This is a genomic window from Streptomyces sp. NPDC054872, assembly GCF_053610705.1.
In genome coordinates, this window is record NZ_JBSGYY010000005.1 from 136,065 (window position 1) to 159,130 (window position 23,066).

General features: G+C 69.0%; 24 protein-coding genes. 12 read left to right on the forward strand and 12 right to left on the reverse strand.

Translation table 11 applies throughout. From position 1 onward, the window contains the following. Nucleotides 1–4: 4 nt before the first annotated feature. Nucleotides 5–1,480 carry an integrin-like protein gene (locus ACWGIH_RS08075; RefSeq protein ID WP_453447264.1) on the reverse strand — a complete coding sequence of 492 codons (1,476 nt, stop codon included), beginning with the start codon at nucleotides 1,478–1,480 and terminating at the stop codon, nucleotides 5–7. A gap of 60 nt (nucleotides 1,481–1,540) precedes the next feature. Next, nucleotides 1,541–2,980 (reverse strand): FG-GAP repeat protein, encoded by a 1,440-nt coding sequence (locus ACWGIH_RS08080; RefSeq protein ID WP_453447266.1) that lies wholly within the window; start codon nucleotides 2,978–2,980, stop codon nucleotides 1,541–1,543. Between the two features lie 231 nt (nucleotides 2,981–3,211). On the opposite strand from ACWGIH_RS08080, the gene ACWGIH_RS08085 reads away from it, so the two are divergent. Beyond that, on the forward strand, nucleotides 3,212–3,880 hold the full coding sequence (locus ACWGIH_RS08085; RefSeq protein ID WP_453447267.1) for a class I SAM-dependent methyltransferase: 669 nt from the start codon (nucleotides 3,212–3,214) through the stop codon (nucleotides 3,878–3,880). Nucleotides 3,881–4,139: 259 nt separating this feature from the next. Then, a complete protein-coding gene (locus ACWGIH_RS08090; RefSeq protein WP_453447269.1) occupies nucleotides 4,140–4,973 on the forward strand; it encodes a PIG-L family deacetylase in 834 nt (277 codons plus the stop codon). Nucleotides 4,974–5,030: 57 nt separating this feature from the next. On the opposite strand, the gene fabV is transcribed toward ACWGIH_RS08090, so the two are convergent. Continuing rightward, complete coding sequence (gene fabV, locus ACWGIH_RS08095) at nucleotides 5,031–6,239, reverse strand: enoyl-[acyl-carrier-protein] reductase FabV (protein WP_453447271.1); 1,209 nt, start codon at nucleotides 6,237–6,239, stop codon at nucleotides 5,031–5,033. Between the two features lie 189 nt (nucleotides 6,240–6,428). Between fabV and ACWGIH_RS08100 the strand changes: the two genes are divergently transcribed. Further along, on the forward strand, nucleotides 6,429–6,911 hold the full coding sequence (locus ACWGIH_RS08100; protein ID WP_453447272.1) for a hypothetical protein: 483 nt from the start codon (nucleotides 6,429–6,431) through the stop codon (nucleotides 6,909–6,911). A 29-nt stretch (nucleotides 6,912–6,940) separates the two neighbouring features. On the opposite strand, the gene ACWGIH_RS08105 is transcribed toward ACWGIH_RS08100, so the two are convergent. Then, entirely contained in the window at nucleotides 6,941–7,741 is an 801-nt protein-coding gene (locus ACWGIH_RS08105) for an SDR family oxidoreductase (protein ID WP_453447274.1), read from the reverse strand. Nucleotides 7,742–7,961: 220 nt separating this feature from the next. On the opposite strand from ACWGIH_RS08105, the gene ACWGIH_RS08110 reads away from it, so the two are divergent. Then, nucleotides 7,962–8,603 carry a GrpB family protein gene (locus ACWGIH_RS08110; protein ID WP_453447276.1) on the forward strand — a complete coding sequence of 214 codons (642 nt, stop codon included), beginning with the start codon at nucleotides 7,962–7,964 and terminating at the stop codon, nucleotides 8,601–8,603. 104 nt (nucleotides 8,604–8,707) lie between these two features. Here ACWGIH_RS08110 and ACWGIH_RS08115 read toward each other — a convergent pair whose 3' ends face one another. Next, complete coding sequence (locus tag ACWGIH_RS08115; protein WP_453447278.1) at nucleotides 8,708–8,917, reverse strand: DUF6243 family protein; 210 nt, start codon at nucleotides 8,915–8,917, stop codon at nucleotides 8,708–8,710. A gap of 276 nt (nucleotides 8,918–9,193) precedes the next feature. On the opposite strand from ACWGIH_RS08115, the gene ACWGIH_RS08120 reads away from it, so the two are divergent. Further along, on the forward strand, nucleotides 9,194–9,484 hold the full coding sequence (locus ACWGIH_RS08120; protein WP_453447279.1) for a hypothetical protein: 291 nt from the start codon (nucleotides 9,194–9,196) through the stop codon (nucleotides 9,482–9,484). Nucleotides 9,485–9,559: 75 nt separating this feature from the next. Here ACWGIH_RS08120 and ACWGIH_RS08125 read toward each other — a convergent pair whose 3' ends face one another. Next, nucleotides 9,560–10,132, reverse strand: coding sequence for a CGNR zinc finger domain-containing protein (locus tag ACWGIH_RS08125; protein ID WP_453447280.1), 573 nt, complete (start codon nucleotides 10,130–10,132; stop codon nucleotides 9,560–9,562). 101 nt (nucleotides 10,133–10,233) lie between these two features. Between ACWGIH_RS08125 and ACWGIH_RS08130 the strand changes: the two genes are divergently transcribed. Next, nucleotides 10,234–11,400 (forward strand): epoxide hydrolase family protein, encoded by a 1,167-nt coding sequence (locus tag ACWGIH_RS08130; protein WP_453447282.1) that lies wholly within the window; start codon nucleotides 10,234–10,236, stop codon nucleotides 11,398–11,400. A gap of 78 nt (nucleotides 11,401–11,478) precedes the next feature. On the opposite strand, the gene ACWGIH_RS08135 is transcribed toward ACWGIH_RS08130, so the two are convergent. Continuing rightward, on the reverse strand, nucleotides 11,479–11,706 hold the full coding sequence (locus ACWGIH_RS08135) for a hypothetical protein (protein WP_453447284.1): 228 nt from the start codon (nucleotides 11,704–11,706) through the stop codon (nucleotides 11,479–11,481). A gap of 353 nt (nucleotides 11,707–12,059) precedes the next feature. On the opposite strand from ACWGIH_RS08135, the gene ACWGIH_RS08140 reads away from it, so the two are divergent. Beyond that, nucleotides 12,060–12,797, forward strand: a complete 738-nt coding sequence (locus ACWGIH_RS08140) for a D-Ala-D-Ala carboxypeptidase family metallohydrolase (RefSeq protein WP_453447286.1) — start codon at nucleotides 12,060–12,062, stop codon at nucleotides 12,795–12,797. A 145-nt stretch (nucleotides 12,798–12,942) separates the two neighbouring features. On the opposite strand, the gene ACWGIH_RS08145 is transcribed toward ACWGIH_RS08140, so the two are convergent. After that, nucleotides 12,943–13,788 (reverse strand): class I SAM-dependent methyltransferase, encoded by an 846-nt coding sequence (locus ACWGIH_RS08145; RefSeq protein ID WP_453447288.1) that lies wholly within the window; start codon nucleotides 13,786–13,788, stop codon nucleotides 12,943–12,945. Nucleotides 13,789–13,862: 74 nt separating this feature from the next. On the opposite strand from ACWGIH_RS08145, the gene ACWGIH_RS08150 reads away from it, so the two are divergent. Next, entirely contained in the window at nucleotides 13,863–14,465 is a 603-nt protein-coding gene (locus tag ACWGIH_RS08150) for a TetR/AcrR family transcriptional regulator (protein ID WP_453447290.1), read from the forward strand. A 41-nt stretch (nucleotides 14,466–14,506) separates the two neighbouring features. On the opposite strand, the gene ACWGIH_RS08155 is transcribed toward ACWGIH_RS08150, so the two are convergent. Beyond that, the gene (locus tag ACWGIH_RS08155) at nucleotides 14,507–15,406 is read right to left on the reverse strand and encodes a LysR family transcriptional regulator (protein ID WP_453447292.1); all 900 of its coding nucleotides are present in this window, start codon (nucleotides 15,404–15,406) and stop codon (nucleotides 14,507–14,509) included. Between the two features lie 125 nt (nucleotides 15,407–15,531). Between ACWGIH_RS08155 and ACWGIH_RS08160 the strand changes: the two genes are divergently transcribed. The 4 genes from ACWGIH_RS08160 (at nucleotide 15,532) to ACWGIH_RS08175 (ending at nucleotide 19,591) form a co-directional block, all read left to right on the forward strand. Next, nucleotides 15,532–15,939 carry a VOC family protein gene (locus ACWGIH_RS08160; protein WP_453447293.1) on the forward strand — a complete coding sequence of 136 codons (408 nt, stop codon included), beginning with the start codon at nucleotides 15,532–15,534 and terminating at the stop codon, nucleotides 15,937–15,939. Nucleotides 15,940–16,100: 161 nt separating this feature from the next. Beyond that, entirely contained in the window at nucleotides 16,101–17,135 is a 1,035-nt protein-coding gene (locus ACWGIH_RS08165) for an ATP-binding cassette domain-containing protein (protein ID WP_453447294.1), read from the forward strand. Continuing rightward, a complete protein-coding gene (locus ACWGIH_RS08170) occupies nucleotides 17,132–17,923 on the forward strand; it encodes an ABC transporter permease (RefSeq protein WP_453447295.1) in 792 nt (263 codons plus the stop codon). The genes ACWGIH_RS08165 and ACWGIH_RS08170 overlap by 4 nt, the downstream gene beginning before the upstream one ends. Nucleotides 17,924–18,121: 198 nt before the next feature. Next, nucleotides 18,122–19,591 (forward strand): FG-GAP-like repeat-containing protein, encoded by a 1,470-nt coding sequence (locus ACWGIH_RS08175; RefSeq protein ID WP_453447297.1) that lies wholly within the window; start codon nucleotides 18,122–18,124, stop codon nucleotides 19,589–19,591. Between the two features lie 72 nt (nucleotides 19,592–19,663). Here ACWGIH_RS08175 and ACWGIH_RS08180 read toward each other — a convergent pair whose 3' ends face one another. From ACWGIH_RS08180 to ACWGIH_RS08190, 3 genes are all read right to left on the reverse strand, one after another. Then, nucleotides 19,664–19,900, reverse strand: a complete 237-nt coding sequence (locus tag ACWGIH_RS08180; protein WP_453447299.1) for a hypothetical protein — start codon at nucleotides 19,898–19,900, stop codon at nucleotides 19,664–19,666. Between the two features lie 134 nt (nucleotides 19,901–20,034). Beyond that, the gene (locus ACWGIH_RS08185) at nucleotides 20,035–20,964 is read right to left on the reverse strand and encodes an endo-beta-N-acetylglucosaminidase H (protein WP_453447301.1); all 930 of its coding nucleotides are present in this window, start codon (nucleotides 20,962–20,964) and stop codon (nucleotides 20,035–20,037) included. A gap of 284 nt (nucleotides 20,965–21,248) precedes the next feature. After that, entirely contained in the window at nucleotides 21,249–22,988 is a 1,740-nt protein-coding gene (locus ACWGIH_RS08190) for a putative Ig domain-containing protein (RefSeq protein ID WP_453447302.1), read from the reverse strand. Between the last annotated feature and the right edge of the window lie 78 nt (nucleotides 22,989–23,066).

Genomic DNA, 23,066 nt, shown 5'->3' on the forward strand with positions numbered 1-23,066 from the left:
CGTGTCAACGCCCGAGTACGTGCCCGTAGTACAGCGCCCCCCGCAGCCCGAACAGCCGTGGCGTCAGCGCCTTGGAGCCCGACCCGGCTCCATTGGGCAGGGTCCAGACGCCGCCCGTGCTGAGGTTCTCGTCGTACTCCGCGCTGTTCTCGTTGTAGACGCCGACCGTGACATCGCCGTCCCCGTCGCCGTCGTAGTCCCCGACCGCAAGCGCCGAGCCGAACTCGTCGTTGACCTCCGCCGCCCCCGGTACCCCGGCGGAGTCCTGGTGCCAGGCCGTCGACTTGGCGGTGCCCGAGGCGTCGAGCAGACCGTCCGGGCCCGAGGTCAGCACGGTCGCCGAACCGGCCCGGTCCGCCGTCCCGATGGCCTCGGCAGGTGCGCCCGCCACCAGGTCGTCCCGGCCGTCCCCGTTGAGATCGCCCGCGGCCACCTTGATGCCGAAGTTGTCCGCGTCCTCCGCGGTGCCCGCGACGCCCGGAGTGTCCTGGCTCAAGGTGTGGTTGCGGGTGCCGAAGCCCTCGGCGCCCCCGCCTCCGTAGAACACCCGCACCTTGCCGCCCTTGGCCAGCTCGTCGGGGCCGCAGGCACCGGTGGGCCGGTCTTCCACGGCGGTGATCAGGCAGTGCCCGAGCACCAGGTCGTCCACACTGTCGCCGTCGAAATCGCCCGCGGTGATGTCGTAACCGGTGGCCGGGGACTTCCAGTACTCCTGCAGCGCCGAGCCGTTCCAGCTCCACAGCGCGGTGCGCGAGTAGTCGTTGGAGTACGCGGAGATCGCCAGGTCGGTCTTGCCGTTCCCGTCGAAGTCCCCGGCCGCCAGCCTGCCCGCGGTGCCGCCGAAGCCGGTGCGGAGCAACGACGTCAGCGGCTTGTCCTCGGTGAGCGGACCCGGCCGCAGCGCGACCTCGCCGAATTCCCCGCGGGGCAGTCCCACCGCCACATCCACGGCACCGTCCTGGGTGAAGTCACCCACGGCGAGCGAGGCCCCGGCGCCGCCGCCCCTCTGGCCCTGCGCGATCGTCCGGCCGCGTTCGAAGGCGCCGCTGGAGGAGCCGTACAGGACGACCACCGAGCCGTGGCCCGTCGCCGCCGGATCGCTGCCGACGTCCTCACCCGGCGCCCCGACCACGACATCGGTGAAACCGTCGCCGTCCACGTCGGCCGTCGCGACGGCACCGCCGAACCCGTCGTTCTTCTCGCTGGTGCCGGGCACGCCCGGGCTGTCCTGGCTGACAGACCTGGTGGAGGTGCCGGCCCCGCTCGATCCGCCGTAGAGCACGTGCAGATAGCCCGCGGACTTCTGGCCGTCGATGTCCCCTCGAGACACGCCGACCACGGAGTCCGCGTATCCGTCACCGTTGAAGTCGGGCCCCTGGCCGGCCGCCGCCGGCGCCGCGCCCGCCGTGGGGGCGAGCCCCGCCGACACGAGGACGGTGGCGGCGCCGAGCAGGGCGGCCGAAAGTCTCTTACTGCGCACAGATACTCCACATCGCAAGGTGGGAAGGTCAGTTCACGTGCTACGAGCGCAAGCGGAGGCTCAAAGCCCCAGAACCTCGCCGTACTTGATGGCGCCGTTGGGCAGCGCGAAGCCGAACGGGGTCAGCGACTTGCCCACCGGGTACGTCTCCTCGGTGCTGCTCGGCGCGAACCAGACGCCGCCCGACCGGGGCTCACCGGCGTTCTCCCCGGGTGCGCTGACCGCGGTGTCCCACAGTCCGTCGCGGTTGTAGTCGCCGACGGCCACCTGGGCGCCGAAGCGGTCGCCGGCCTCGGCGGTGCCGGGCATGTTCGCGGTGCTCTGGCTGCGGGCCAGGCCGCCGTAGGGGCCGTGCTCCGTGCCGTTCATGGTGACGTATCCGCCCGCGTCCTTCACGGTGCCCACGTCCTCGCCGGGCACGCCGACCACCAGTTCCGGACGGCTGTCGCCGTTCAGGTCACCGGCGGACAGCGCGGCGCCGAAGTCGTCGCCCTCTTCGGCGGTGCCGCCGACCTCCGGGTTGTCCTGCGTGATGCACTCGTTCTCGGTGCCGAAGTCCGCGGACTTCGAGCCCTTGAGCAGGAGCACCGCACCGCCGAGGCGGTTCTCGCAATGCGTGGTCTCCGACTCGGGATTGGGCTGTACGAGGCCGACCGCGAGGTCATCCGTGCCGTCCCGGTCGAAGTCGGCGGCGGCCAGCGCGCTGCCGCGGTCGGCGTCGGCCCACCACTGGGCGGGCTTGGCCTGGGCGTCCCAGCGCGTGATGAAGGTGCCTGAGTCCTCCATGGCCTGCCAGGTGGTGGCGAGGTCGTCCCGGCCGTCGCCGTCGAAGTCGCCGGTGGCCAGGGCGTGGGTGCGGCCGCCCATGCTGTAGCTGCGCAAGGTGGTGGGGGTCACCGGGTCCGCGGTGAGCGGGCCAGGCCTGAACCGGAGCGAGCCGCGCTCCTCGCCGTCCTCGTTGTACGCGAGGTCGGTGTCGCCGTCGCCGTCGTAGTCGCCCGTGGCGATGGTGTTGCCGATGCTGCTGAATTCGCCCCCGCCTCTGGCCACGGTGGTGCCCTTGATGTTCCACCCGGAGCCGTCCAGGACGGTGATGGTGCCCTCACTGCCGCGCTGCTCGGAGTTGAGCGTTTCGCCGCTCGCGCCGACGACGAGCTCGAAGACGCCGTCGCCGTTCACGTCGACGGGTGCCACGGAGGAGCCGAAGCGGTCGCCTGCCTCGGGCGTGCCGGGTATGCCGGCCTCAGCCTGGCTGATGACGCCGGTGGACCCGCTCGGGCTCTGCGGGCCGCCATAGATCACGCTGACGTAGCCGGCCTTGGCCTTGCCGTCCACCGTGGCGTTGGGCATGCCGACGGCGATGTCCGCGTATCCGTCGCCGTTGAAGTCGAACCGCGGAGTCGTCGTGTCCGCCGCGGCGCTCCCGGCGAGCGGCAGGGTCAGACCGGTGGCGGTGAGCGCCGCCACGACGGCGGTGGCGGCCAGGGTACGTACACGCACGGTGGAACTCCGTTGGTCAAAGGGGAAAAGCAGGGGAAGGGCTTGCGGGAATGTGACTCACGAGGCGTACGAAGGGTTGTGCGAAGGTGGCTGCTCGGTGAACACGACTTGCCGCAGGGAGAGTTCCACCTCAAGGCCCGCCGGAGTCATGCGCCACGCACGAACCAGGCCGGTCCTGGGCGCCTCACGCTCCGGACGGCAGCCCTATCCCGGCAGCCCTATGGTTGGCTGATGCACGCACGCCGTATCGACCGCCCCACCGATCTCGACGTCGCCCGGGAGTCCTATGACCAAGTGGCCGACAACTACGCCCACATGGTGGCAACGACAGGCATGGGCGACATCCGTCGCCACCCCTGGCTCAAGGCATCGATCGACGCCTTCGCCGACACCGTGGGCGACCTCGGGCCCGTCCTGGACGTCGGCTGCGGCCCCGGCACGGTGACCGGCTATCTCGCCGAACGCGGACTCGACGTATCCGGGGTGGACCTCTCTCCCCGGATGATCGAAAACGCGCGCAGGCTGTACCCGCAGTGCCGCTTCAGCGTCGCTTCCGCCACCGAGCTCGACCTCGATGAGGCATCCCTGGGCGGCGTGCTCGGATGGTGGTCACTCTTCAATCTCCCCCGCGGCGTCCTCCCGCAGGTCCTGGCTCTGTTCGCACGCGCCCTGAAGCCGGGCGGGCACTTCATCACCGCCACGCACGTCGGCGACCAGGACACGGTGCGCACCGAGGCCTACGGAGGGGTTCCCGTTCGCTGGACCACACACCAGTGGCGCCCGGAACAGCTCGTCGACCTGATCGACCGGGCCGGACTGCGCCCCGTCGCCGAACTCCGCCTCCCCGCGAGCGAGCAGGCCGGGCCGGGCGTGGTCGTGATGGCCGAGCGCCCCGCCTGAACCGGTGACTGTGCCCGCCGCCACGGGGCCGCCCGGCCGGTATTCTCCGGGGCTGAATCGCCGACGGCAGGCAGGCCGATCAGCCACGCCGGGAACATCCGGTCCGGTCCGCGCGGTTGCACGACCGAGGGGCCGGCGCCGCACGGGCGGGGTACGCGGAGGCCACCAGGCCGTCCGCCCGCCAGGGCACGGGCCCTCAGGGTCGCGGTACGTCCCGCGCACTTCACTCACCACGTATTCCTAACCGAAGGACTGTTTCATGACTGACCGGCCCTTGACGCTCATGGCAGTACACGCTCACCCCGATGACGAGGCCACCGGGACCGGAGGGGTCCTCGCGCGGTATGCGGCGGAGGGCATCCGGACGGTTCTCGTGACCTGTACCGACGGCGGTTGCGGTGATGGACCGGGGGGTGTCAAGCCGGGTGATCCCGGGCACGATCCGGCGGCCGTCGCCCTGATGCGCCGACGGGAACTCGAGGAGAGCTGCGACGTCCTGAAGGTCAGCGATCTGGAGATGCTGGACTACGCCGACTCCGGGATGGTGGGCTGGCCGAGCAACGACGCCCCCGGTTCCTTCTGGCAGACCCCTGTGGAGGAAGGGGCCGCCCGGCTCGCGGAACTCATGCGGCACTACCGGCCCGATGTCGTCGTCACCTACGACGAGAACGGCTTCTACGGCCACCCCGATCACATCCAGGCTCACCGCATCACCATGGCGGCCCTGGAGATGGTCACGCTGACACCGAAGGTGTACTGGACGACGATGCCCCGCTCGATGATGCAGCGCTTCGGTGAGACCATGCGCGAGCTCGACGAGAACATGCCTGAGCCCGACCCTGCCGAGGCCGCCGCGATGGCCGAGATCGGCCTCCCCGACGATGAGATCACCACGTGGGTGGACACCACCGCCTTCAGCGGGCAGAAATTCGACGCGCTGGCCGCTCACGCCAGTCAGGGCGAGAACATCTTCTTCCTCAAGATGGGCAAGGAAAGGTTCGGCGAGCTGATGGGCATGGAGACCTTCGTACGCGTCAAGGACGCCACCAGCTCCGCCGTACCCGAGAACGATCTCTTCGCCGGACTGCGCTGACCCGCCTGCCCGGCCAGGGCCGCCGACCGCCGCAGGCGCCGACACCGGTGGCGGGCGTCAGCGGGTGAGCGTGGGCCAGGGGACGTCGGTCTCGACGGCGGCTGTGTAGTCGATGCCGGGGACGGAGAAGCCGTAGAGGCGGCGGACTTCGTCATTGAACCAGTCGAGGTCGGCGAGTCCGTTGATGGTGTTGCTGGTGGCGGCGCTCCAGCGTTCGACGACGGCACGCTGCACCGCGGGGTCGAGTTCCCAGGTGTCCAGACGGACCCGGCCCTCGTCGTCCAGATCGAGGGGGCGGGCACCGGTCAACTGGTCCCACAACTGCACCAGTTGATCGATCGGCGCCACCATGGCATCCCCCAGGACGCCACGCAGCAGGCCGAGGTACAGGGCGATACCGGGGATGGCGGTCGAGGACTGAGTGACGGCAGCGGCGTTGACCGAGGTCATGGCCCGTCCGCCAAGCGTCTTGGCGAGGCGCTCATGCAACGAGCGTGCGGTGGCCTCCAGATGGGACTTCGCGGCGCCGATGGTGCCCTGCCGGTAGATCGCCGCGGTGAGGGGCGAGCCGATGTAGGAGAGGGCAGCGGTGGTGAAGCCGTCGGCGAGAAGGGACCGGTCGGCCAGGAAGGTGATCCACCGTTCCCAGTCGGCGCCGCCCATCACCGCCACGGTCTGTTCGATGTCGTCGCCCTCGGCCGGTGCGGTGGTGACCTCTTTCACCTCCGGGGCACCGTCCTCGTCGAAGACCAGTGTCTTGGTGGTGTGCGGGGAGGCGATCGGCTTGAGGACGGAGGCGTACGCGGTGCCGGTGTCGGGGTCGGTGCGGCGAGGCGCGGCCACCGAGTAGATCAGGAAGTCGAGTCGTCCCCCGAACCGCTCGGCGAGGAGGACGGCAACCTCCTCCTTCACCGAGTCGCTGAACGCATCGCCGTTGAGGAAGACCATGTCCCGCCCGTGCTGTTGGGCGAGCCGGGCGGTGGCAGCGGTGCGATACCAGCCCGCGGTACCGGTGCGCCGCGCGGGCGCCTTCTCCAGGCACACGCCGATGCCACGGATGCCGACACGGGCCAGGCCCGCGACCGTCGCCGCCAGGCCGTACCCGGCCGACGAGCCGATGACCAGGGCCACCGGCCCTTCGCCCCCAACTGAGGCCGGGGCGGGTACGGCCTGCCACATCTCATCCACCAGCTGCCGGCAGCCACCAGGATGGGAATCGAGGAACAAGAAGCCCCGGCTCTTGGGCGCAATGACACGTTCGCTCACGGTGTGGTCCCCCAGGTGTCGTCATGGACAAGCATGCGGCGACCGCCCGGCCGCCGCGTCCTGCAAGTCTGCGGCCACGCAGCGGAGCAAGGTGATCTTGACCGGCACAACGATGCCCCACCGGGCTTGGAGGGTTCCACCAGCTCTGACCACTGCCCTGTTGGAGTGGTGCTTCCGTAGGATCACGTCATGACTGACGATGCTCCGCTCACCCGGGAATCATTCCGGCGCCTCCATCCGATCAGCACGCCTCGGCCCGTTTCCCAGTTGCCGGAGCGTGTCTGGACCGACGAGGAATGGGACCAGATCCGGCGCGGATATCGAGCCCGGGACATGGATGAGAAGTGGAACGTCTTCGCTGAGGACAACAGCCTCTTCCTGCACCGGAGTTGGACCGGCCTTGGGGTCTACGAGGCGCACTTCTCCCCCACCACTGGCGGAAGGAGGATCACCTCCGCTGCAGTGGAGGCCGATCCGGAGCGCTATCGGAGCAAGGGCGACGAGTACGACTGCCTGATGCTGGAGCTGATCATCAGTGCGATCGTCCTTGGCGAGGCAGCTGCCGAACTCCGGTCCGGTCTGGTGGAGTTGTCTGCTCGGTCCTCAGGTGAGAGCGAGGTTTCTTCGGGTGTGGTGCAGCACAGTGTTCTTGGGTTGCGCTCCGGTTCGTAAGGTCTGCACGCAAGCGCCACAGTGCTCGCCTACGTGAGGCCACCGTTGCTCATCAGCAGCTGGCCGTTGATCCATTCGCCTTCCCGGGAGCACAGGAAGTCCACCAGGTGCGCGGTGTCCTGCGGCGTGCCCAGGCGGCCGAGCGGGGTGCTGCGCACGCAGTGCTCCCGGACCTCCTCGGGCATCCAGCCGGTGTCGACCGGCCCGGGGTTGATGGCGTTGGCTGTCACGCCGAGGTGGGCGAGCTCGTGGGCGGCGGCCAGCGTAATGCGGTCCAGGGCGCCCTTGCTCGCCCCGTAGGGCAGGTTGCCGACGGTGTGATCACTGGTGAGGCTGACGATCCGGCCGGTCCCCCGTTCTGCGGCGAAGCGGCGTCCGAACTCGCGGATGAGCAGCCAGGGGGCGCGTGCGTTGACGGCGAAGTGCCGGTCGAAACTTTCGACGCTGGTGTCGAGCAGTCCGGAGTCGACAGACTCGCAGTGGCTCATGACCAGCGCGGTGACATGGCCCATCCGCTGTTCGACCTCGTCGAAGACGCGGGCCGGGGTGTCCGGGTCGGCGAGGTCCGCCTCGATCGCGATCGTGGACGCTCCGTGTTCGGCCAGGGCTTGACTGATCACTTCGGTCGCTCCTGGCTCGCTGCCCCAGCTCATGCGGGCGTCGTACGGAGTCCAGTAGGTGAAAGCGATGTCCCAGCCCGATGCGGCCAGGCGACGGGCGATGCCCGCACCGATACCGACGGTGCGGCCCACCCCGGTGACCAGGGCGAGCGGGCGGTCCGCCGCAGCGTCCTGTCCGTGAGCGGGATGGTCATGATCGATGTTCGTCATCACGGTCCGGAATGCTTCACGAACCGACACGGCGGGGTCAATCGTTTTCCTACGATGTCGGCAGAAGGCGACGACAGCGTGGGTGCGCGCACATGGGGCGCATGCACGGATGCGACCCCTTCGAGCCTCGGGGGACTTTCGAGCCGTCTAAGATGCATCGGCTCAGGCCCGGTTCTACCCAGCGACACACACCCCTCGGCCTCCAGGACGGGAGCCCCGCATGTCCGAGCAGCAGATCCCGCGCACGTCCGAGCAGCCAAACCCCCGCATCTCCATGTCCGCCGAGGAGATCGAGGCAGCCCACCTCGTCGCCCCGCCCAAGCTCAACGGCCAGATCGCTCTGCGAGACTACGACCCATGCTGGCCTCTGATCTTCGAATGGGAAGCCGCGCGGATACGTGAGCATCTCGGCCGCCTCGAGCACCGGCTTGAGCACGTGGGCTCTACTGCCGTCCCGGACCTTCCCGCCAAGCCGGTCATCGACATGCTCTTGATCGTCCCCGACTCTGCCGCCGATGCCTCCTACGTGCCCGCCCTGGAGGCGCTCGGTTTCGAGCTCGTCATACGCGAGCCCGATTGGTACGAGCACCGCGTTCTGCGCAAGTACGACCTTGACCCGAGTGCCGCTACGGCCAACCTGCACGTCCTGTCAGCGGGCTGCCCTGAGGCCGACCGCATGCTGCTCTTCCGCGACCGGCTGCGCAAGCACGGCGGGGACCGCAAGCTGTACGGCGACACCAAACGCTTCCTGTCCCGGCAAAAGTGGGAGTACGTGCAGAACTACGCGGACGCCAAGTCCGAGGTGGTCGCCGGAATCCTGGAACGAGCGACGGCCGAGAATGCCACAGATGCCGGCACATGACCCTCGGTGCACTCCACCGGTGTGCAATGGGAAAAGGCCAGGGCCCGGACCGCGTCGCGGTCCGGGCCCTGCCCCGTGCTGTGCCGCCCTGCGGCGGCGGTGTGTCAGCTCTGTGCGGCCTCGTCGGCCGTCTGTCCTGCGTCCCCGGCAGCCTGTGTCTTCTCGCGCATCTTGCGCACCAGCTCCGCCTTCTGGTCGGCGGCGCCCTGGCGATCGAGGTTGCGGTGCGGACCGTTGTTCTGCCGTTCGGCGCGGGACAGCTTCTTGCGCTTGCCGCCGCCCATGCCCACGGGGTTATTGATGTTCTTGCTCACGGGTTCTCCCGGGATGATGTGAAGTGATCTACGGATTCAACGGTGGGGGACGGGCGCGGCGACGTCCTGGGACGTCAGCAGGGGCCCATCACGCTCTCACTCGTAAATCGGCGTCTGGAAGAACATGACCTAGACGTTACCCGGTTCCGGCGGCCCCGCACACCAAATTTTTGGTCGCCCTGCGTCAACCGGGCCTCCGTCAAGCGTCGACGGCCCGGTTGTTCCCCGCTGTGATGGGATGATCGAACTCCGCCGTCAATCCGCCCGGAGGCCGACGTGACGTCTTCGCACCCGTCCCTGACCCATGCCTTGGCCGAGGCCTTGGTCGAGGCCTTGGTCGATGTCCTGTGGTTCATCGACGGCAGCGACGACGAGCAGATGGATCCGGATGACGCGGTCAAGGTGCTTGAGGGCGTCGCCCACGTGGTCAGCACGCTGCCTGGTGATCAACGACGAGAGCTGATCGAGCTGGTCGGGGAGATGGCAGCCGCCGAGACCAACCCGGGCCGTCGCGCGTTCCTGGCAGAGTTCCCGGAGGGTTTCGGGTTGATCGACGAGGCGTCCTGAGCACTTCCTGACGTGTCGGAGGAGTGGCTCAGCGGGCGCGGCCGCGGCCCTCGTGGACGTACCCGGTGACGATCCCTACGCCGGTCCGGGATTCTTGCGCTCCTTGGCATGGAAGCGCGCCTTCTTCTGCCGATTTCCGCAGGTGTTCATGTCACACCATCTGCGGGTGCGGCTCTGACTGGTGTCGAAGAAGGCGGCTTGGCACGTCGGTGATGCGCACAAGGCCATTTTTCCGTCTCGCTCCCCCGCGATGATGCTGATTGCATCAGCGGCGATCACACTGAGGGCGTCTTCCACGCAGGAAGCCGAGCTGAGCTGCCATCGACGCTTGCCTTCAGGCGTCAAGATCGCCGCGGCACGCCCCTGAACGCTGCAGTCATTGATGACTTGGACAGCGGGTGCGGGCAGAGCGTCCTGGACCGCGGCCGCCGTCGCGACGGCGTGAATCGACTCCCGCAGTTTCCGGGCGAGTTCGAGCTGGGCGGTGGTGCAGGAACTTACGGCCAGGCCGCTCACTGCCAGCCAGTCGACGAGTCGGTGCGGCGTGGGAATGCGTTCCACGGCATCACCACAACGCTCCGTCAGAGTCGCGGTGAAGCTGGTCGCCAGGACCTTACCGAGGCGAAAGTCTGGGAACTCGGCACGCATGGAACCACCTTAGCAGGTTGCGGCCGAACCTTGAGGGCTGCTAGAACCGTCTAAGCCGGTTCGCGCCGGATTCGCCGGACGCACCATGACCAGGAGGTCTCATGAACCGTCCAACCAGGGACGTGCAAGCCTTTGAAGCCCACGCGACTGACGCCGACCTCGACGATCTGCGCGCGCGACTGACCGCGGCGCGCCTGCCGGAGACCGAGACGGTCCATCGCGCCGCGCCCGGCGCTCACCGATGGGCCCAGGGAGTCCCTCTCGTCGACGTCGTGAACTACTGGCGCACGGAGTACGACTGGCGGTCGTTCGAAGCGCGCCTCAACCAGATCGGCCAGTTCCGCACGACCATTGACGAGGTGGGAATTCACTTCCTGCATCGCCGGTCCGCGCGCGCGGATGCCACTCCTCTGGTCATGACGCACGGGTGGCCGGGCAGCATCGCCGAATTCATCGATGTGGTGGATGAGTTGGCAGATCCGAAGGATGCGGACGCGCCGGCGTTCCACGTCGTGGTCCCGTCGTTGCCAGGCTTTGGCTACAGCGACAAGCCGGCCACCACCGGGTGGGGCATCGAGAAGATCGCGGGCGCGTGGGTGGAGCTGATGGGAAGGCTCGGCTACGCCAAGTTCGTGGCCCACGGCGGCGACTGGGGCGGTGTGATCACCACGGTCCTCGGCGGCAGGTTCCCTGCGCATGTTCTCGGCATCCACACAACGACCCCGCAGGCGCCGCCCGGGTTGACGACGGACGGGCTGACGGCGGCCGAACGCACATGGACCGAGGAAACCCGCGCTTTCTGGGACGGCCCCCGCGCGGCGTACGCGAAGCAGCAGGCGGCCCGGCCGCAGACCATCGGCTATTCGCTCGTCGACTCACCGGTCGGGCTTCTCGCCTGGATCCTTGACAAGTTCGCTGAGTGGACCGACACCGAGGACAGCCCGTTCGAGACGGTTCCCATGGACCGCGTTCTTGACGACGTCACGCTGTACTGGCTGACGCGGACCGGAGCGTCGTCGGCCCGTATCTACTACGAGAGCCACGACTCGCTCGACCCCGAACTGCGGGTCGACGTCCCGTCGGCCATCAGTGTGTATCCCCACGACATCGAGAAGTGCCCGCGCCCCTGGGCACAGGAGCGGTTCCGGCAGATCGTCCGGTGGAGGTCACCCGAAAGCGGGGGGCATTTCCCGTCGCTGGAGGTTCCCGAGTTCTTCGTCAAGGATCTGCAAGAGGGCCTCGCGGCGGTACTGGCCGCTGGTCGATGAACGCGGCTGGGTGAGCGCACCGATGGTCGGCCCAAGGCCCCGCCCCTGTGCTTCGCCGCGTTCGGAGAAGCCTCTCGCTCACAAACGGCGTGGCGGACTGTTGCGGATGGCTGAACGGCGGGCCCACAGGGCGCAGGCCAGCAGCACCAGGCCGGCGAAACAGTAGGCCCATGCGTTGGTGCTGCCCCTGGCGGCGCCGACGGCCCAGGCAACCGACCAGATGGAGAGCAGGACACACAGGGCGGTCCAGGCCAGCGTCCACATCTGGTTGCGCGCCGCGAGACGCTGCGGAGTACCTCGTTCCATATCGCCCATGTCAGGCGATCCACGATGCTCGTCATGAGTCGTCATGAGTTGCCGGATGCCCCCAATGGGCCGAGTGAACCGTCCATGTGCCGCCACCGCGTACGGGGATGGAGCGGGCCCCCAGGGGCACCCCCCGTCGGACACCCCTTGCCGCCCGGCCGCGCCGCGGCGAAGTGAACTGGACGCGGCCCGGGCCCTGTTCTCACCGACCCGAGAGGCAGCGGCGGCCATCGGCGTCGCCAATGGGCGGACAAATGACGGATGTTGACGTCCCGTTGACGTGCGCCGCTCGTCCCGCCACGCTCGGACTGCACGCGCGCATCCCCCCATCCCCCCCTCACTGGAGTGCTCTGATGACCAGACGCACCGCACGACTCATCCTTTCTCTTGTCATGCTCATTGCCGCCACGCTGGGCGGCGTCATCGCTACTGCCGGAACCGCCCAAGCCGACACCTGCTACACGTGGTCGCGCACCTTGTCCCAAGGGGCATCGGGCGCCGACGTGACGCAGTTGCAGATCCGGGTGGCGGGTCACGCCGGCAACGGCGGCGTACTCGCCATCGACGGCGCCTACGGACCGGCGACGACTGCCGCGGTCAAGCGATTCCAGTCCGCCTACGGACTGGGCGCCGACGGCGTCGCCGGTCCGGCGACATTCAGCAAGATCTACGAGCTCCAGGACAACGACTGCACACCGATCCACTTCACGTACGCCGAACTCAACACCTGCAACAGCACCTGGGCGGGCGGCGCGGTGAGCGCGAGCACCGCGAAGTCGAACGCGTTGCGCACCATGTGGAAACTGGAGGCATTGCGGCACGCACTCGGCGACCAGCCCCTTCGCGTGACCAGCGGCTTCCGCTCGCATGCCTGCAATGACGCGGTCGGCGGAGCAGCCGGCAGCCGCCACTTGTACGGAGATGCGGCCGATCTCGGCTCGGGCCCGCACTCGCTGTGCCGACTCGCCCAGCAGGCCCGCAACCACGGCTTCAACGGAATTCTCGGCCCCGGCTATCCGGGGCACAGCGACCACACCCACCTCGACCACCGCCCCAGCCGCTTCTGGTCGGCGTCGAGCTGCGGCATCTGATCGCACCGGTGGGCGCACCCGACCTACACGGGGGCGCCTGCCGTTCAACTCGCTTTGGACGCGCGGCAGTTCATTGACTTCGGCGCGGATCCAGCTGCCCCCGGATCGCTCTGTGGCACTACGCCGAAGGCAGCGCGCAGGCGGCTCAGGAAGTGCTGGCGCGTACCGCCGTGGTCGCGAGGGTGGTGTAGTTCATCAGGAACCGTCCACCCAGTACGTCGATGGCGTCCCCGACCGCGTCCAGTACCTCGGCCAGTTGATCGGGACGGAGTCGGGTGAGGCCGCCGGTGGTGGGGAGCAGGTCCAGCCACTGGTCGCGCGTGTAGGTCTGCTCCCAGTCGAAGCGCCACTGTTCGGGCTCGTCGAACTGCCCGGTCTCGCGGATCTTGTCGGCGAACCGCGCGTATCCCGCCTGATAGACATCGAGCGGACGCCGGGCCGACCGGGCCGGTCCGGCGTTGAACGGTGAGTCGGGTGCCACCCGGCGGTAGGCGGCGGCGAACGGTTCTGCCACCTCGGCAGGCGGCTCGTACACATGGCCGAAGATCGCAAGGCGGCCCCGTGGGTGCAGCACATGCGCGGCCTTCATGGCACCGGCCACCGGATCCATCCAGTGCCATGACTGGGCGGCGATGACCGCATCGAACGTCCGGCCGGCCGGCTGCCAGGCTTCAAAAGTGGCCACCTCGACCCGCAGGCCATGGGCTCGCGCGTGGTCCGCCATCCGCGCGTCCGGCTCGACGCCGAGCACAGTGCAGCCGGCGGCCTGGAACTGGCGGGCCGCGATGCCGGTGCCGCAGCCGACGTCGAGCACCTCGAGCGCATCGGCCTTGGGGGCACCGACGATGATCCGCGCCACCAGCGCATCGGGGTAGCCGGGCCGGGCATGGTCGTAGCGTTGCGCGTCCGCGCCGAACGACTGGGCCATCCGCCGGGCTTCATGTGGCTCGGCGGGGGACGGCTCCGGCTGCTCTCGAGGTAAAGTGGGCATGCGCCCACTCTAGTGGGCGCATGCCCACTAGGCAACGGTCGCCCGGCGGGCAGTCGAATCGAGAGGATCTGTCAGTGCCGACTGGGGTGCATCTTCGCGATGCCCGGCAGCAACTGTTCGAGGCTGCCGAACGCGTACTGCTGCGAGACGGGCCGAACGGGCTGACCAGCCGCGCCGTCACCGATGAGGCGGGCTACGCCAAGGGCGTCCTGCACCGGCACTTCACCGACTTCGACGCCTTCCTCACCGACCTGGTGCTCGACCGGGCCGCGCAGCTCGAGGCGCAGGCGAGCGCGCTGCGCGAGTCCGCCGGCACCGGCACGGTGGCCGACAACCTCACTGCCGCGCTGACCACTGTGTTCGGACCGATTCCGGTGGCGATCATCCCGCTCATCACCTTCCGGGACGAGTTGCGCGCCCGGCTGCGACAAGCCAGACCCGGCGGCGGCATCGCGATCCTCGCCCAGGCCACGACGGCGGTTTCGGGCTATCTGGGCGACGAGCGTGCGCTGGGCCGTATCGCGGCCGACGCGGACATCGACTCGCTCACCCTTTCCCTGGTCGGTGGCGGACATCTCCTGTTCGCCGACCGCGACCCCGGTCCGCCGTCCACCGCGGCCGTCAGCAAACTCGTGACTGCGATCATCAGTAATGTCGTCATCCGGAAACCGGCCTGAGGCCTTTCCCAGGGGTGTGGTGAGCGACGGGGTGAGCGCCGTCAGGCCGTGGCTGATTCCAGGGCTGCCGTTTCGAGGATGGTCTGGACGAAAGCGCGCAAGGCCGGGGTGTTCGCCGCGGCCGGCCACAGGAGGCCGTACTCCACCGGCGGGGCGTCGCTGAAAGGCACGTAGGCGATGTCCGGGCGGGAGTAGTAGTGCGCCGCGCGCGCACTGGTCGGGGAGACCCCCTTGCCGGCGGCGACCAGGGTGAGCACTTCCTGCCAGGCGGTGGTTGACGGGCCTCGGGGAATGGGCCTGCCCTGCGGTGTGTGGTGCGGGTAGTGCAGGTCGAGGAAGTACCGGGGCTGGTCCGTGACCGTGATCAGGGGGGCCTCGGCAAGGTCCTCCAGGGAGACCGTCTCGCGCTCGGCGAAGGCGTGGCCGGCGGGGACGATCAGTGCACGAGGCTCGCTGAAGAGGACGGGACCGTTGACGATGTCGGGCTCGTTGATCGGCAGCTCGATGAGCTGGAGGTCGCGGCTGCCGTCGCGCATCGGGCCGATCGGATCCAGCAGGGGCGAGTCGTAGATGTGGATCCGGCAGTCAGGGTGGCGGGCACGGAAGGTGTCGGCGGCCGTCACGATGAGATTGCCGCACCACGCGGTGGCGTAGCCGACATGGAGCTCCCCCGCGATCCCCCGTCCTGCGGCGGTCGCGGCGGCCAGCGCATCCTGGATGTGCTGATAGCCGACGGCGAGGCCGTCCCTGAGCTGTGCGCCGATGGGCGTCAGTTGCACGTTGCGGCTGGTGCGCTTGAACAGTTCGGCGCCGATGACGCGTTCCTGCTTCTTGATGGCCTGGCTGACGCGGGCCGGGGTGACGTGCAATCGATCCGCCGTGCGGCCGAAGTGCAGTTCCTCCGCCAGGGCCAGGAAGATCTCTATCTCCCGCAGCTCCACGCTCCACGCCCCCGCATCATGAACCGCTGTGTTAAGTACCGTTGCAGGATACGGCGTTGATCCGCCCTCCCGCGTTGCCGATGCTTGTCCGTGAGACAGACGGCTGCACGGAAGGAGCTCAGTGCATGAACATCATTGCGTCGGCGGTGCTGCTGACCGTCGACGACCCTGCGGCCTCGAGCCGGTTCTTCACCAGCCATCTGGGGTTCCGGGAGGTGCTGGTGGCCGAGAGCGCCATTCACCTCTCCCGCGATGACTCGGCCACCGATCTCGTCGTCCTGGAAAGCAGACCCACGCCGCGAGAGCGGATGCGGGAACGGGAGGGGCACGGGCAGTCGGGCCCGCAGACCGAAGCGCAGGTGTCCTTCACGGTCACCGATCTCGCCGCCGAACACGAGCGACTGTGGCGGGAAGGGGCACGGATCACTGCGCCGCTGCGCCAAGAGCCCTGGGGTGAGTGGGTCATGCAGCTCACCGACCCCAACGGCGTGGTGATCCAACTCGTGGAGTGGGTGCCACCCGCCGGCGCCTGACGGTGCCTCAACTACCTTGCAGGGGCTGCTCGCTGTGACCGCCACACGCTCTGCAGCCTCCCCGGACGCCCCCATGACCTGCCTGCACGCCTCAGCCACGACGCACTTCATCCCTCGCACCTACAGCCTTCGAACGGGAGGGCCTCATGCCTTCACCTGTCATGCCCACAACCAGCAACACGACCGGCAACACAACCAGCGACACGACCAGCAACGCGTCCCGACGGGGCGGCGAGCACCCGTCGGCCGCTGCCATCCGCGCCGCCGGACTGCACAAGTCGTACGGCGACAAGACCGTCCTCAACGGCATCGATCTGACCGTCCCGGCAGGGTCCGTGTTCGCGCTGCTCGGCCCGAATGGCGCCGGCAAGACCACAGCCGTGAAGATCCTGTCCACGCTCATCGCCTCCGACGGCGGGCAGGCCCTGGTCGCCGGTCACGATGTCGCCATCGATCCGCAGGCCGCGCGAGCCGCCATCGGCGTGACCGGCCAGTTCTCCGCGGTGGACGGGCTGATCACCGGCGAGGAGAACATGCTCCTGATGGCCGACCTGCATCACCTCTCCAAGAGCGAGGGGCGCCGGGTCGCCGCCGAACTCCTGGAACGCTTCGACCTGGTGGAGGCGGCGAAGAAGCCCGCCTCGACCTACTCCGGCGGCATGAAACGCCGCCTGGACATCGCCATGACGCTGGTCGGCAGCCCGCGGATCATCTTCCTCGACGAACCCACCACCGGCCTCGACCCCCGCTCCCGCCACAACATGTGGCAGATCATCCGCGAACTCGTCTCCGACGGCGTCACCGTCTTCCTCACGACCCAGTACCTGGAGGAAGCCGACGAACTCGCCGACCGCATCGCCGTCCTGAACAACGGCAAGATCGCCGCCGAAGGCACCGCCGAGGAGCTCAAGCGGCTCATCCCGGGCGGCCACGTACGCCTGCGCTTCACCGACCCGGCCGCCTACCGGTCCGCCGCTCTCGCCCTGCGTGAAGCCCACGCGGACGACGCGGCGTTGGCGCTGCAGCTCCCCAGCGACGGCAGCCAGCGCGAACTGCGCTCCCTCCTGGACTGGATGGACTCCGTCGGCGTAGAGGCGGACGAGCTGACCGTGCACACCCCCGACCTCGACGACGTCTTCTTCGCCCTCACCAGCACCGAAGCCGTCCCCCACCAGTCCAAGGAGAACGTCCGATGAGCTCCCTCTCCCTCGCCGTCCGCGACTCGAACACGATGCTGCGCCGCAATCTGCTGCACGCCCGGCGCTACCCCTCCCTCACCCTGAACCTGCTGCTCACCCCGATCATGCTGCTCCTGCTCTTCGTCTACATCTTCGGAGACGTGATGAGCACAGGCATCGGAGGCGGCGAGGCCGACCGCTCCAGTTACATCGCCTACATCGTCCCCGGCCTGTTGTTGATGACCATCGGCAGTACCACCATTGGCACCGCGGTCTCGGTCTCCAACGACATGAGCGAAGGCATCATCGACCGTTTCCGCACGATGGCCGTCCACCGCGCTTCGGTGCTCATCGGTCATGTGGCCGGCAGCGTGCTGCAGTCGGTCATGAGCGTCCTCGTGGTGGGCGCCGTCGGGGTGGCCATCGGTTTCCGCTCCACCGACGCCACGGCTCTGGAGTGGCTGGCGGCGATCGGACTGCTCGCGCTCTTCTCCTTGGCCTTCACCTGGATCGCGGTCGGCATGGGTCTGGTCAGCCCGAACGCCGAAGCGGCCGGCAACAACGCGATGCCGCTGATCCTGCTGCCCCTCCTGTCCAGCGCCTTCACCCCGGTGGAATCCATGCCCGGCTGGTTCCAGCCCATCGCCGAGTACCAGCCCTTCACCCCGGCCATCGAGACCCTGCGCGGCCTGCTGCTCGGCAGCGAGATCGGCCACAACGGCTGGCTCGCCGTCGCCTGGTGTGTGGGCCTCGCGGCTCTCGGCTGCTTCTGGTCGACCTCCACGTTCAACCGCGGACGCAAGTAGCTGCCTTGACGACACGGGTCACCTACCGCCGGTGCCAGAAGCCGGAGGGCACACCCCGGTATCAGGAGTCTCACCCGCCCCCACAGAACCCGGTGCCGTGAACCTGGGGCCAACCACCGGTGAACTCCGTACAACCAGCCCCGCCCTTCGACGGTCACACCAGACAGACCCGCAGCCCGTCGACGAGTGGGAGCCACCGTGCCACACAGCCGCCGCATCCTGACGTACGCCATCGCGGCCGCTGCTGCGGCCACCGCCGGGTTCGTGTTCCCGCCCGGCGCCACCGCTGCCGCACCCCGTACCGCCACGAGCGACTTCAACGGAGACGGCTTCGCGGACCTGGCCGTCGGCGTCCCGGACGGAACCGTGGCCGACCAGGCCAAGGCCGGGTACGTGAACGTCGTCTGGGGCGGACCGAAGGGCGTGGGCGCCCATGGAAGCATCCGTGTCACCCAGGCCACGCCGGAGGTTCCCGGCTCCCCGGAGGCAGGTGACCGCTTCGGCGCATCCGTGACCCTGACCGACCTCAACGGCGACGGCATCGCCGAACTGCTCGCCGGTGCTCCCGGCGAGGACGTCACCGACCGCGGCACGGACGCGGGCATGGTCATTGCCGTAGGCGGCTCGAAGACCGGGCCGGGACCGGGCTCGACCGTCCTGACCGGACCGTCTCCATCGGCCGCCTACGGCACATCGGTCGCCGCGGCCAACCTGACCGGCGGCGACAACAAGGCGATCGTGGTCGGCGGCACGGACAAGGTCGTCGCTCGTGTCATCGTGGGTGAGGACAGCATGGTCACCACCGTCGTCGCCGCCCCCATGGGCGGCCGCGCGCCCGTCCTGGCCACCGGTGATTTCGACAGCGACGGCACGGCGGACCTGGCCGTGGCGTACTGGACCGCGGGCGTCCCCAACACGCAGTCCCACGTACGGCTGTGGAAGTGGGACCCCGACGCATCCGAGATGGCAAAATTCTGGAACACGGACAACGCCGGTGTGACCGCCCTGGCCGCCGGCGACTTCGACGGCGACAGCCACGAAGACCTGGCGCTCGGTGAATGCCGTGAGATCGCCGACGAGAACATCGACGACCCGTGCGGCCCCGAAGGCCTCGCCAAGGGCGGCGGCATCCACGTTCACTACGGAAGCCCCGCCGGCGGCTCCTTCGGCACCCGTGCCCAGACCCTCAACCAGGACACCGCGGGCGTGCCGGGGGCGGCCGAGGACGGCGACCGCTTCGGTGCCTCCCTCGCCGTCTCCGACGTCAACCGCGACGGACGCGACGACCTGATCGCGGGCGCTCCCGGTGAGAGCATCGGAAGCGAGGCGGGGGCGGGCGCCGCGTGGCTGCTGCGCGGCGGCGCGCAAGGCCTGGTCGACGCGAAGGGCGCTGCCAGTTCCCTCTCCTGGAACCAGGACACGTCCGCTGTCCCGGGCGTCGCCGAAGCGGGAGACGCCTTCGGTGCGGCGGTCGCCGCGGGCGATCACGACGCCGACGGTGTACCGGACGTCACGGTCGGATCCCCGGGCGAGAACGCCTCCCTGGGCGCCGCTTGGCTCTTCCCCAAGGGCGCGGCCAGTGGTTCGGCGGCCTTCTCCCCCCGCACGCTCGCCCTCCCGTACCTCGCGACGGCTCAGAAGTACGGAAAGCCGCTGAGCAGCCACTGAACGCACGACAGGCGCCGTGGGCGCAGTGGCTGCTGACGGGCCGGGCCGGGCCGGAGCCGTCGGCCCGGTCCGCTATGTGTGGTCGGGAGCCTGCTGGATCGGGTGCAGTACGACCTGCTGCTGCTCCGGCGCCCAATCAGCTCCGTCCTGGAGTTCGATCGCCGCGGCAACGAACTTCTCCGTGTCGAGGCGATACGAGCCGTCCTCGGCAGGCTCTTCCTGCATCAAGGCTTGGGTGACCGGTACGGAGACGTAGGCCTCCTCCACCGTCGTGCGCTGCAACCGAACCGAGATCGAATAACTCGTCATGACTCTCCCAAGGGGTAAGCAGAGCGACCGCGCCCCGACATCGTTGTCGAGGGCGCGGCCTGGGCGGATCGCCATGGCCTCAGGGGAGGTGGCGAGCCCCGGGGCAGTACCGCGCGCCGGAGCGAGCGGCCGTCCTACGGCGTGTAGACGGCGTCACTGCCGTACAGCTCCCTGGTGAACGCGGAGACGTCGGCGCTGCGATCGGTGCCGTCGAGGTTGTACGTCAGATAGACGCCGTATCCCCCGCTGACGGTGCGGCGGGCGAGGTCGGCGGCTGTGCTCTGCGAAGTCCGGCCGATCTCGACGGCCGCCGGCGACAGCTTCGACTTGGGCAGGGCGATGGCGGGGACCTGCCAGGTGCCGTAGTACGGGTTCCAGGCGTAGTCGAACTTGGAGGAGATGTCGACGCCGCCGTAGGAAAGGCGGGATGCGGCCGGGCCGATGTTGTAGAGGCTGATGATCTTGTCGGGCATGTTCGCGCGCAGTGCCGTCACCAGGTGCACGAACGAGCTGGCGTTGGGCTGGCCGGTGCCGTTGTTGCCGTACTCGGCGTACTCGTCGTCGAAGTCGATGCCGTCGAGACCGTACTTGGTCACGGTGTCCGACATCTGCTTGGCGAACGCCGAAGCGGCCTGCTGGGACGGGAAGTTGGCGAATCCGGCGCCCTGGTGGTTTCCGAGGACCGAGAGGACGACCTTGATGCCCTTCTGCTGCAACGGCCGTATCTGCGTGTCAGCGTTGTCGAGGACGCGCTGCACGTTCTCGTTGAAGTGCAGGTACGCGGCCTTCTTGCTCGTGTCGTAGTTGATGTTCGCCGCGAAGATCACGGCTACGTCGAAAACGTTGTCACCGCCGTCGGCGAGCTTGTACTTGCCGACGTTGAGCATGCTGTTGTTGTTCACCTCGACGTACGCCACCGAGGTCGGCCCCTGTTTCGCGGAAGTGGGGGCGGGCGCGGGGGCCGCTGCCGCGCCGGTCGTGGCGGTCGCGCCGAAGGCGAGGGCAGCGACGGCCGAGAGCGCGAGCGCGGCGGTCCGCACTCTGCTCCGTACCAGAGTGAACATCGTTGATCGGTCTCCCATCGCACGGTCGGCGCCCGACTTGTTCGGAAGCGCCGAGTGAGCTCCCCGATCTTTTCGCTCCCGTGACCGAATCCCCAGAATGGTGCGCGAACTCTTCACGACTCCCACCCATGACGTGCCACAACCCGGCGCACGGGCAGGCAGGTTGGTGCAGGCACTCCGCAGCCGAGGACCGCGCACCACGTCGCTCGGTGCCGCGTAAGCAGGCCGGTGGCACCCCCCGTGAGGAGCCGCCGGCCTGCCGGTGGACGCGTGCTGTGCGTGTCCTAGTTGAAGACGTACCAGCTGAGGGTGATGGCCGCGGTCCTCGCCGTGCTGTCCTTGACGGTGATCCGGCTGGTGTGGATGCCCCACGTGGTGGGGGTCCCGGAGATCGTGCCGGTGGTGGCGTTGATGGCCAGGCCCGCGGGCAGGCCGGTGGCGGTGAAGGTGCGGGCTCCGGTGCCGCCGCTGGCGGTCAGGGGCAAGGAGTAGGACCGCCCGGTGTAAACGGTCTGGTTGCCGGGATGCGTCAGGGCGAGGGTGCCGTCGCCGGGCGCGGTGATGGTCCAGGCGAACGTGGTGCTGCCGCTCTTTCCGGCGGCATCGGTGGCCGTGAGGGTCACTGTGCTGGTGCCTGCCGTGGTGGGTGTCCCGGTGACGGTTCCGGAGTCCGCCGCGATCCGCAGGCCCGCGGGCAGACCCGAGGCGCTCCACCGGTAGGGGGCCGTGCCGCCCTGCGCGGTGTTGTTCAGCGTGGCGCTCTGCCCCAGCGTGCCGCTCTGGTCGCTCACGGCGCCGACGGTGACCTCGCCCGGCTGCGGGCTGCTGGTGGCCAGGGTCAGGTTCCACTTCTGCAAGGCTTCGTTGACCGGCTGGAAGATGGTGTTGGTCGCGCCGGAGCTTCCGCAGGTGGCGCTGCCGCCGCCCGAGTGCAGCCCTACGGCCTTGCCGCCGGCGGCGCTCACGTAGGAACCCCCGGAGTCTCCGCCGGAGGAGCAGGCGTCCGTCCAGGAGAGGCCGTCGATGACGACGTTGCCGTAGTCGACGCTCTGGTTGACCTTGGTTATCTCTCCGCAACGCCAGCCGCTGGTCTGGCCGGAGCGGCACACGCTCTGCCCGACGATGCCCTCGGCTGAGCCGGTGACCGTGACATCGCCTTGCCCGTAGCCGGAAACCTTCGGCGAGAGGCTCCATCCGGCCTGGTCGACGGCCACGAGTCCGAAGTCGCCTTCGCGTGCGTTGATGCTGTGGCTTCCGCCTTGGTTGGAGGTTCCCAGCCGGCTGCCGTCCTTGCCGTAGGCGGGCTGGTTGGCGTCGTTGGTGCAGTGGCCCGCGGTGAGGAATCCCTTCGTGCCGCCGGCGGCCGTCACCGAGAAGCCGACGGAGCAGGGGCTCTCGCTGCCGGGTGTCCACTTCTCGCCGCCGACGACGCTGCCCTGCTGCTGATGGGGTGCGTCAGCGATGGTGGAGTGGCTGACGATGCCTCCCAGGCTGCGCAGCCGCTCGATCAGCCGCCCGGTTGCCTTGGTGTGCCGGTCGGCGGCGGTGACGACGTCGATCCGCCCGGCGCGCGGGTCGACACCCCAGGAGACGACCCCAGGGACGTCGCGGACCTGACCGCGGACCACGGCGAGGGCCTCGGTCAGTCGGCGTGGCGTGTAGGCGGTGCGGTGGGCGATGGCTCCCAGTCGTTCGGCGGTGGCCGCGTCAGCGGAGCCGTTGAGGTTGGCGTGCAACCGTCCCGACGCTCCGTCGAACCACAGCCCGACGACCCGGTCACCGACGGTGGAGCCAAGTCGGGTGGCCACGTCCCTGGCCGCTCTCTCGTCGGCGAGGCGGGTACGGGCCTGCTCCGGCGTCAGGTTCAGGTCGCGCTGCAGGGCGGACAGGAGACCAGGAGCCGGGGGTTGGGGAGCGGAAGCGCCCTGTGCGGCGGCAAGTTGGGGAAGCGCGGCGAGGGTGAGGCAGGCGACGGTGCCGGCGAGAGCGGCACGTAGTGTGGTGCTGCGAGGGGTGATGGGCACGGTGGGGGCCTTTCTGCTGTGTCTGGCGCAGTGCGACGCTGCTGTGTCTGCCGCAGCGCGAAGCTGCTGTGACTGCCG